General features: G+C 68.0%; 4 protein-coding genes and 1 pseudogene. 1 reads left to right on the forward strand and 4 read right to left on the reverse strand.

All coding sequences use genetic code 11. The features are described 5' to 3' along the window. The 4 genes and pseudogenes from AC1DUN_RS24070 to AC1DUN_RS24085 form a co-directional block, all read right to left on the reverse strand. A pseudogene (locus AC1DUN_RS24070) lies at window positions 1-496 on the reverse strand (hypothetical protein); the annotation flags it as partial. Further along, window positions 493-6,543 (reverse strand): SdrD B-like domain-containing protein, encoded by a 6,051-nt coding sequence (locus AC1DUN_RS24075; protein ID WP_477716180.1) that lies wholly within the window; start codon window positions 6,541-6,543, stop codon window positions 493-495. The pseudogene AC1DUN_RS24070 and the gene AC1DUN_RS24075, both read right to left, overlap by 4 nt. 114 nt (window positions 6,544-6,657) lie before the next feature. Continuing rightward, complete coding sequence (locus AC1DUN_RS24080; protein WP_477716181.1) at window positions 6,658-9,300, reverse strand: beta strand repeat-containing protein; 2,643 nt, start codon at window positions 9,298-9,300, stop codon at window positions 6,658-6,660. A 92-nt stretch (window positions 9,301-9,392) separates the two neighbouring features. Next, entirely contained in the window at window positions 9,393-9,893 is a 501-nt protein-coding gene (locus AC1DUN_RS24085) for a hypothetical protein (protein WP_477664800.1), read from the reverse strand. Window positions 9,894-10,421: 528 nt separating this feature from the next. On the opposite strand from AC1DUN_RS24085, the gene AC1DUN_RS24090 reads away from it, so the two are divergent. Continuing rightward, window positions 10,422-10,572 (forward strand): helix-turn-helix domain-containing protein (locus AC1DUN_RS24090; protein ID WP_477716182.1); only part of this gene is annotated, 151 nt, incomplete at its 3' end.

Raw genomic sequence — 10,572 nt, forward strand, 5'->3', positions numbered from 1 at the left:
CGCTGGCAGCGCCGCCGCCGGCGCCGCCGCCGGACCAGCCGCTGCAGCCGGGGTTGCCGCCCGAGCCGCCGGCCCAGCCTGGAGCGCCGCCCGCCAGGCCGCCCGCGCCGGCCGCATTGGTGCAGGTAAATGCGCCCTGCGAGGTATTGCCGGGGCGCCCGCCCTGGCCGACGGCCACATTGAGCACGGTGCCGGGAGCGATGTAATAAGTGCCTGTGGCCCGCGCGCCCGCGCCGCCCGCGCCGCCGTCACCGTTTAAGTCGTTGCCGCCGCTGCCGCCGCCCGCGCCGAAGGCCTGGATGATCACCCCGCCCGCGCCCGCCGGCACGGTGTAGGTCTGCAAAGCGCCGGTGTAATTGAGGGTGGTTTGCGCCATCGCCCAGGGCGCGGCCAGCAGCAGCAAGGCGGCGCCCCATGCGGCCCGCGCAAGGCCGCGTGAATAAGCCGGCGTGCGCGGCAGGCCTGGGCGGAAAACGGGGCACTGGAAAAACATCATTGTGGGAGGGCCGCTGTGCGGGAAGAAGAAGCCGCGGCCGCGCCGGAAGGCTCGCCAAACACGTTCTCGTCAAACTTGAAGCGTACACGCAGATAGAGGCCGCGCTGGGTATAGGCCTCGCCCGCCATGTCCGCGGCCTTGAAGCCCTTGACGTTGTAGCCCACGGACACCCACATGTTTTTCCAGGCCAGGTAGCCGACTTCCACGCCCACGGCGGTTTCGGCGGCACCGTTGCCCCACATGCGGTAGGCCTGCAGGCTGAAGTCCCAGCGCTCGGTGAGGTCCCAGGTGGAGCGCCCGCCGATCAGCTGCGTGAAGGAGCGGCTGCTGATGCCGTTGGAGCGGTCGCTGCCCCACTTGGCGGCGTAACGCCCGCTCATGGTCCAGTGGCGGTTGGGCTGCACATTGAGGTGGGTGGACAGGATCAGGCCGGACTCGTCGCGGCTCAGTCCCGGGCCCAGGGTGCTGTCGGAGTCTTTTTTGTACTCGATGCGGCCCAGGGCATTCCACTTGTCGGTGTCGACCGGGCGAAAGGCCACGCCGGACTGCGCCGTGATGAGTTCGCGCCTGCCGCCGCCGGCGCCCAGGTTGGACTGCTCGCTGTAGAGGCCGCGGTTGAGCAGCGTCCAGCTGTCGTCCAGTTTGTTGGCCAGCGCGCCGGTGAGCAGCCAGCTGCTCGAGTTGGTCGAGGTCTGCCACTGCAGCTGGCCCGAGGCCTTCCAGGTGGCGGCGGCCGTGTAGTCGGCGCCCAGCGTCACGGCGCTGGAGTCGTCGACCACCACGCCGGACAGCGGCTTGATGCGCTGCACGCTGGCCGTCAGGCCCACGCCGTTGTCCAGGCGCCAGAGCCGGCGCAGGCCCAGGGCGGCTTCGCTGGTGCGGCCATTGATGCTGTCGCCCATGCGGTATTCGTTGAACAGCTGGGTGCTGTCGGTCAGCTCGGTGTTGATGCCGGCGACGGTGGTGTATTGCGAGGTCGAGGCGTTGAGCGTGTAAATGCTCTTGAGGCTGTTGATGAAGTCGTGGCGCGCGTAGAGGCGCGTCGTCGAATTGATGGCGTAGTTGCCGCCCACGCCGACTTCGCGGCCGCCGCTGCCGTCGATGGCGTACTCGGCCAGGCCGTAGACGTCGGCCTGCGGCACGTCGGGCACGGGCACCGTCACCTTGACGCGCGCGGTGGTGGTGCCGACTTCTTCGGAGGAACCCGCCGCCAGCGCCGTGGCCGATGGCACGATCGGCTGGGTGCTGCCCGGCAGGGCCGGGCCGGACAGGGCCGCGGCCGTGTTGGCGGCACTGTAGCGCACGCCGACTTCCACCTTGACGTTGCCGGCCATGCTGTGCTCGAGCTTGAGCTCGGCGCCGGTCTGCGAGGCACCGGTCACGCTGTTGGCGGTGCGCAGCGCTTCGCCGACCACGCGGTTCTTGTCGTCCACGGCGTAGCCGACCTTGGCGCCGTATTCGGACTGGCCGGCCGACTGCACGCTGTTGGGGTTGTAGAAACCGGCGCTGGTCTTGGCGCCCCAGACGCGCGCCTGCAGCGCCTGGTCTTCGTGGCGGATCTCCACGCGCTGGCCCGAACCACTGCCCTGCAGGTCGGTGCTGCTGCGCGCAATTTCGCCGGTGGCCACCGTCTTCTCGCCGAGCCTGGCCGTCACGTTGAGGCCGTCCAGGTTCTGGCGGTTGGCCGGGTCGGTGTCGCGCAGCGCCGAGACGCCCAGCGTCACGGCCGGCGTGACCTGCACGCGGGCCTCGGCGCCGGCGACCGTGTGCTTGGCGCCGCCGGAATCGACCGAGTAGCTCACGCGCACGAAGATGGGGTTGAGGTCGGTATCCACGCTGGGTACCGGTGTCTTGAGCAGCAGCCGGCCGCTCATGGGCTCGATCTCGTAGTCGGTGAACTGCGTGAGGGGCGTGTCGTTGACGATGACCGAGGCCTGGCTGCGGTTGCGCGTGAGGATGTTGACCTGCTGGCTGTTGATCACGCCGTTGATGTTCAGCAGGAAGGGGCCGGAGGTGCCGTTGGCGCGGAATTCCTGCACCAGCTGCGTGGTGGCGGTGCGGCTGGCAAAGCCTTCCACCGTGACCGCGCCGTCCTGGTAGCGGCCCTTCACGCCGTTCAGGGCGCGCGAATACTGCGTGAGCTGGCGCGCCTGGTTGTCGGTCTGGGTCGAGTAGTCACCCAGCAGCGCGTAGTTGCTGCCGTTTTGCAGCATCACATAAAGCTTGCCGGTGGACTGCGCGTCAAAGCCGCGCGCCGACGAGTCGCCGTAGACCGGGTAGAACTGGCTGGGCTGGATGTCGCGGAACAGCGCCGTGTCCGAGGGCTTGTCCGAGTCGTAGGCCAGCGTCAGCAGCGAGGAGCCCAGCACCTTGCCCTTGAGGAACAGCGCGGTGCGCGCGGCGGCCTCGCCCTTGCCGCCGGAAAAGCTGCGCGAGCTGCTCTGGATCTGGCGCTCGAACACGTCGCCGCTTTGCGCCGGCTGCAGCGCGGAAGGATTGAGGCGGCGCAGGTTGATCGTGCCTTCCACGATGCCGGCGGCGATCATGGGCCGCAGATTGGGCATGAACTCGATGGGTGACACGGACTTGACGGTGCCGCTGGCGACGGTGAGTTCGGCCTTGCCGGGCTGGGCCGGCGGCAGCAGCAGGAAGCGGCCTTCGCCGCCTTCGACAAACACCTGGGTGCCGGGCTGGCGCGCGTCGAGATCGGGCGTCTGCCACTGGCCCTGGCTGGCCTGCAGGCTGACCTGGGTGCGCACGGCCACGGGCAGGCCTTGCGCGTCGCGCAGCGAAATGATCACCGGCACGGCGGTCGCGCCATCGGCGATCAATTGCGCGGGCGCGGCGACCTCGATTTTGGCCAGCGCGCCGGGCACGCGCACCGTGATCTGTGCCGTGCCGCGGGCATTGCCGAAGCCGTCCAGGGCGCGCACGGCCAGGGTGTTGCGGCCGGGCTTGAGGTCCACGCCGATGTATTCCCAGGCCAGGACCTTGTTTTTCTCCAGGCTGCTCTTTTTGCCGACCTGGGTCGCGGGCACGGGCTGGCCGTTGACGGTGAGTTCGAAACGCGCGCCCAGCGGCCCCTTCACGCGGACCCGGGTCTGCGCGACCGGCAGCAGCTGTTCGTCCACCAGGCTGACAAAACCGGTGGCGGCGTCCAGTTCCGGCAACAGGTCTTCCAGCGGCTGCAGCACCTGTTCAACCGCGGCCGCTTCGGCGCCGGCGGGCGCGGCAGGCTGGACCGGCTCCACGCTGGCCGGCGTGTAGATGGGTTTGGGCAGGCGGGCATTGGGCGCCGTGGGGCCGCCCGTGTCGCCGACGGCGCCCAGGGTGCCCGGCAGGGGCGCCGCCGCCACGGCATTGCTGCCGGCGTTGTTTTGCTGCGCGCCCGGCAGCCCCATGGCGCCGCTGGCCGGCAGCGTGCGGCTGTCGGCCGCGGCAGCACCGCGGTTGGCCTGCAGCAGCGTGCCGGCGGCCTGGGTGATTTCCGACGCATTGCCCAGCGCCTTGCGGCGCGCCGCGATCTGCTCGTGGATGCCGGGCGTGCATTCGGCAATCGCGAAATCGGCCTTGTGCAACTCGCCGTTGGTAAGGTCTGCGAAGCGGCTGCCCGCGTCGAAGGCGTTGCGGTTGTTCAGCACGGCCAGCGTGGCGCCCGCGGGCAGCGTGATGTTGTCGACCTTGGCCACATGGGTGCGCGGCTCCAGCCCGTAGAAGCTGTACTTGCCCTCTTCGTCGGTCACGGCATAGGTGCCGTCTTCGAGGTAGATGCGCACGCCCGGAATGCCCGGCTCGCCGGCGTCCTGCACGCCGTCCCTGCTGCAGTCGGCGAACACCTTGCCGATCACATAAGCCTTGTTGGAAAACACGCCGCCCACCACCTGCACGCGCACGCTGGAGCTGTTGGAGCGCACCGCGCCGCTGGCGGCCTGGGCCGTGTTGATGCCGTTGCCGCTCTGGCTGCCCGCGCCCACGCGCACGCGGTAGGTCAGCACGGGCTGCGCGCCGGCGGCCAGCGTGCCCACGGCGAATTGCAGGCTGGGGCCGGCGCCGCCGGCGGGATCCGCCAGCGCCGCGCCATTGAGGCGCGCACTGCCGCGCACGTAGGCGAAGCCGGCCGGCAGGCTGTCGCTGACCACGGTGGCCGGTAGCGGCACGGTCGAGACGTTGTTGAGCTTGACCGAATAATCGACAAAGTCGCCGATCTCGGCGGTTTTTTTGTTGGCGGTTTTCTGGATGAACAGGCTGCCGACGGCGGCTCCGGGGTCCAGGGGCACGTCGAAATGCACCGGCGCCAGCGCCACCAGAAAATTGCCGCCATAAGACCCCGGCGTGTCTATCACCCGGCCGGCCGGTTGCAACGCCACAGGCACCCGCGAAGGAAAAGAAAAGCCAGCCGGCGGGGTAACCACCAGTCGATAGCGACTGTTGAGCACCAGCGGGAATTCAAAAAAACCGTCGGCCGCCGTCACGACAACGCTGGGCGCCGGCGTGACGCCGTCCATCAGGAACACCACGGCCGGCCCGCCCGGGTTGCCGCTGTTGCCCGCGCCGAGGACGTCAATCAGCTGCACCGTGGCGCCGGCGATGGGCTGGTTGGTGGCCGAGTTGTAAACGGTGCCCGAAGGGTCGACCAGCAGCGTGGTGGTGACCGACACCGTTATGCCGCCGCAGGTCGTGATGCTGGCGGTCACGGTGTCGTTGCGCAGCACCTCGAGGATGCCGTCGCCCGAGGCCACGATGTGTGAAGCCGCGTTCGCGGTGGGAACGCTGGGCAGGATGCGGAACACGCCGGTGTTGGGCCCGGTTTCCACGGCCGTGTAGGTTTCCGAATCACCGGTGAGCTGGCTCACGATGGTGATGGGCACGGTGCCTATCGTGCTTGGGTCGGCATTGCAGATGGACGCGTCAGCCTGCACAAACAGTGCGTTGCCGGGAATGCTCTGGGTGGCTTGCGCCGAGTAAGTGTTGTTGGTATAGAACTGGATGCTCGCCGTGTGCGCAGGCAGCGGCAGCACCACGGTGTTGCTGGCGGTGGTCAGCGGCGCGGCGGCGTCAGTCCAGTCGGCATAGGCGGCGCCGCTCACGTTGCCGGAGGCGTTGGAGTTCACCATGACGCTGAACTTCCCCAGGAACAGACCGCCCTGCGGCAAGGTGGCGATGGCCCAGGCCACCGCGTCCACCACGCCGCCGGCCGGCACAGTGGTGACATAGCTGCCGGTGGCGGCGCCCTGCAAGTGGTACAGCGTCTGTGCGCCGGGATTGGTGGCGGGCTGGGCCGAGGTGAAGGTGGTGTTCACCGGCACCGGTGCGCGCAGGACGAACAGCGCGGCGGGCGCGCCGTTGACCGTCACGTTGGCGGGGCTGGCCGCCATGTTGCCGTTGTTGATGGCCCTGGCCGTGAAGCTGAGCGCCACGCTTTGGGTAGCGGTGGCCGTCGATGCCGCGTAGCTGACCTGCACGGCCGCGCCGTTGGTCAGGTTGAGGGTGTCCGTGTTGGTGGCCGTGGCGCTTTGCAGCTGGCTGATCGCGCGCAAGCTGATCTGCGCGGTCTGGCCGGGCACCGCGCCGGGCGGAATCTGGCCGGTGATCAGCAGGCCCGCTGTGGCGCCGACGGCCACCGGCACCACGCCGCCGGCGGGCACCACGGGCTCACCGGCATCGACCAGGCCGTTGGCGTTGACGTCCAGCACCACCTGCAGGTTCAGCGGCGTGAAGACGCTGCCGGCGGCCACGCTGGCGGTGACCAGGTAGTTGGTGGTGGTGTTGCCGGTGTTGGCGAGGTTGTGGTTGATGGTGAAGGAGGAGCCGACGCCGATCAGCAGGTTCTGGCTGGCGTTCAACGTAAGCGCTTCCAGCGCCGCCACCGTGGTGTTCACGGTATTGGAATTGATGCGCACCGGCAGGCCCGTCGCAGTGTCCGTGAAGGTCGCGCTCGCGGTGTTGCTGATCACCGTCCCCACCGGGGTCGGCGCTGCCTGTGCGGCTGCCCAGAAGAGCAGCAACATGCAGGAAATCAGCAGTTTGCGCAGCGGGCGAAAGAGCATGTGGGCTGGGTGGGTGGTGGGTTGCGGCAGGGCGTCGCTTTCCAAAGGGCGCGTTGCCGTGCCCTTGGAAAAGCGGGGAAGCTTTCGCTTCCCGCGCTGGAGGTCAGTCCCGGGTTAGGGGTTGATGCGCACACCGAAAGTCACGACAGCCGACTGACCGGGGGTCAGGGTGCCGATCGTTGCGGTGACGGTGCCGGCCGCGCCCGCGGCGGGGCCGGTGACCGTGCCCACCGTGCTGGCAGCGGCGCTGCTCAGCGTGGTGTAGCTCGGCGTCGCGTCGGACACGACGACAGAGGTCGCATTCGCGGATCCCACGTTGGTCACCGTGATCTGGTACAGCACGCACTGGTTGGGACGGGCGCTCAGGGTGGCCGCCGCGTAAACCGTGCCGCCGTTGGCGCCGGCGCAGGCCGTGTCCAGGGATTGCGCCTTGGACAGGGTCAGGTTGCCGGCGATGACGGTGGTGCTGTCAATGGCAGTGGCCACGGCAGGAACCGTCGTCACATAGCTGCCGTTGCTGGTGGTGACCGTGATGGTCGTGGCATCCACCGCGCCGGGGGTCGCGCCGCTGGGCGCGATCACCTTGTTGAACACGGTGATCGATGCGCCGGGGGCCAGGCCCGCGGGCAGGACGCCGGCAGCACTCAGCGCACCGCTGATCTGCGGGTCGGTCGCGTCGAGCACGCCGTTGGCGTTGGCGTCGTAGTACAGCGCGGAAGTCCAGCCGGCCTGGTTGTCGGCGCCGGAAAGGGTCACCGTGCTGACCGTGCCGTTGCCTTCCAGCACGTTGCCGGTGTTGGTCAGGGTGTGGCTGTAGACGTAGGAGCCGCCGGGGTAGGTCTGGCCGGCGCCGTTGGGCGTCAGGGTGATGGAGCGCACGGCGTTCACGACCACCGCGTCATGCAGCGTGTCCGAAGCGTTCGAGGTGGGCGACAGCGTGCGGAAGTACAGCTGCGTGGTGCCTGCCGCGAAGCCGGCCGGCACACCGACCACCGCGCAGACCACGACGTTGCCGCCGGCGGCCACGGAGCCGGTATTGGTGATGGTCGCGCCGGTGGTCGAGCAGTTGCCCGCGCCGCCGTCGGCGCGGAAGCTGACGGTCCAGCCGGCCGGCAACGTCACGCTGGCGAAGGTGTTCACCGTGCTGGCGCCCAGGTTGTAGCTGTCCGGCGAGGGGCCGGTGTTGTTGGCCACGATGGTGAAGACCGTCGAGGCGCCGGGGTTCAGCGTGTTGGTGACCTGCGCTGCGCCTTCACCGTTGGCGAACACGCCCACGCCGGGGACACCCACCGCGGTCGGCAGGTTGTTGGTGGCGTCAACCGCTGCGTTGGCCACGGCGGTCAGCTGGTCGGGGGTGCTGGCCGTCTTGGTCGGATCGAACACGGAGGTCGCCGTCTTGGTGATGATGAAAGGCGAGCCGGTGTTGGTCGCGTTCGGCGGCAGCGTGGCCTTCAGGATCACGTTGTAGGCGGCGCCGGCAGCCAGGGGACCGGTGTCGACCGTGCCGTCGCTGTTGGTGTCGACCAGCGGCGTGACGCCGTCGCTCTTGAACAGCTGGAAGGTCGTGCCGGCCGGGAAGTTACCCGCGCTCAGCGTGATGTTGAAGGTGTCGGAGCCGTTACCGGTGTTGGTCACCGTGTTGGTGAAGCTCACCGTCGAGCCGGGCGCGGCCGGGCCGGGCACCGTGGTGCCGGTCAGCGTTACGGCGGCGGTCTGCAGCACCGTGAAGGGCACGGTGTTGGAGCCGCCCGTCACCGTGGTGGCGCCGTTGTTGTAGGACGTCGTCGCGGTGTTGTTGAGCACGCCGGGCGCCGTGCCCGGTGCCACGGTCACGCCGAAGCTGATGGTGCCCGACTGGCCGGCCGTCACCTGGTTGAGCGTGACCAGCAGGGTCTTGGTGCCCAGGGTGTAGCCCGAAGTCAGGGTGTTGGGCGCGGAGCCGCTGGAGCCGCCGCTGTCGCTCAGCGCGGTGGCGCCGGTCACGCTCCAGCGAGCGGAGCCCGCGGTGTAGGTCAGGCCTGCCGGCAGGACGTCGGTAATCGCCACGGCGGTGGCCGTGCTGTTACCGGTGTTCGTGTAGGTCAGGGTATAGGTGATGGCCGTGCCGGCCGCGCCGCTGGACACGCTGGCCGACTTGGTCAGCGTCACCACCGCATTCGTCGTGGCCGTGGTCACGTCGGTGTTGGACTGCGTCTTGGTGTTGTCGAACACGCTGGTGCCGGTCACCGTGATGGTGTTGGTCTGCGTCGCCGTGGCCGTGCCCGGGAGCGTGGCAACCACGATGTACTTGAACTGGCCGCCCGCGGCGAGTGCGCCGGTCGAGGTGATCGCGGGGCCCGTGGGGGTACCGCTGCCGTTGTCGGCAAAGATCTGCACGCTCGCCATCGAGAAGGCACCGGTGTTGCTGGTGGTCAGGTTGAAGGTGTCCGTGCCGTTACCCGTGTTGGTCAGGGTATGCGGGTAGTACACCACGCTGCCCGGCGTCGCGTTCTGCGCGCCGTTGGCGGCCAGCGTCAGGCTGGCGATCTGCTGCACCGTGGTCTGCACCACGTTGGAGGTCACCGTGCGCGTGATGCCCGATGCATCCGAGTAGGTGGCCGAGGCCTGGTTGCTGATCGACGTGCCGGCGGGCGGCGGTGCGGCGTGCGCAGCCGTTCCGGCCATCACCAGCGCGAAGGCAACGAGCAAGCCCACAATCCAGTGGGTGAAGAAGTGCGGCAGCCCTAGGGGCCGCGGACTCGGGGGGGTGGCATACATGGCGTATTTCTCCTGGCTACAAGACAACGGTGAATCGACAGACAACTAACAACAGAAACTGGGAAGGGCGCTGTGGACGGATCCGGCCGCCATCAGGGCTTGGCCGCCGAGGCGACCGCCGGCGCATCGATGCTCACGCGCAGGCTGACCACCGAGGTGGCGCCCGCGGGCAGGCTGCCGAGTTCCCAGCGCAGGGCGCGGTAGTCGGCCAGGGGCACGGGCTCTTTGCGCGTGCTGCCGTCAGCCTGCTTGACCATGCGGGTCAGCGGCATGGGCGCGAAGCTGCTGCCGTCCGTGGAGGCCTGGGCCGGGGCGGGCTGCTCGCTCGCGGCGATGAAGGTGGTACCGGGCGGCACCGGCACGGTGGCCAGCAGCTTGCCCGCGGCGGCCGTGCCGTTGTTGCGGTAGGTGGCGCTGTATTGCAGGACGTCGCCCGGCTTGCCGTCGCCGGCAGGCTTGAGCACCGGTTTGCCGGCCACCATCTCCACGCGCTGCGCCAGCAGCTGGGAGGTCACCGGCGAGGCTTGCGCCAGAACCACCTGGCCCAGGGCCAGGCCGGCGGCAAAAATGCAAAATTTCAGAACTGTTTTCATGGTTCACATCCTTTTCGTTACAAGTCGGCGGATAACAGCGCCAGTGGTCGGCGGCATGGCCTGTATGCGCTTACAGACCTTTGAACGTAACTTTATGTTACTGATTGCTCTTTTTTGGCTCGACTAAATCACGATTCGCCAAAAAACAAATAGAAAACCCAGATTTCTGTGAGAAAACACGCAAAACCGGGTTGAATTGGAGTCTCACCTGTGACTTATTGTAATTTTTCATCTTGTCGCCTTACAAGTAGTCACAAGTACACAGGGCGGGTTTTCGTGACAAATTCACGTAAACCCTAGGGAGTAGGTTTTGGTTTTTGCTCGCGGCGCGGGGTGGTTGTTACAAAAGGGGCGTTGCGGCTTCCCCCTTCCGCAAGGGCGGGCTTGTTCCAGCGGCTTGCTCTCTGTTGAGGGTGGCTGGCCGGGGTTGCCCGGCGGCAACTCACTTTTCTTTGCTTCGCCAAAGAAAAGTAAGGGCGGTCTCAAGGGTGAAGTGCAACACTGCTCAACCCCAAAGACAGGAGCAGCATGACGAGCCACTACAGACACTTGAGCGCGGAAGACCGTGGAGCCATCATGACGATGAGTCTTCAGGGATGCAGCGCCAGAGCTATCGGGCGCGCCTTGTGCCGAGCCCCCAGCAGCATCACGCGTGAACTGCGGCGCAACGGCTACCTGC

Source organism: Polaromonas sp. P4_F6 (assembly GCF_056401275.1).

Bases quoted from the DNA above. Each gene is read 5' to 3' on its own strand.
- AC1DUN_RS24075 (WP_477716180.1), bottom strand. From the start codon at position 6,543: ATGCTCTTTCGCCCGCTGCGCAAACTGCTGATTTCCTGCATGTTGCTG.
- AC1DUN_RS24080 (WP_477716181.1), bottom strand. From the start codon at position 9,300: ATGTATGCCACCCCCCCGAGTCCGCGGCCCCTAGGGCTGCCGCACTTC.
- AC1DUN_RS24085 (WP_477664800.1), bottom strand. From the start codon at position 9,893: ATGAAAACAGTTCTGAAATTTTGCATTTTTGCCGCCGGCCTGGCCCTG.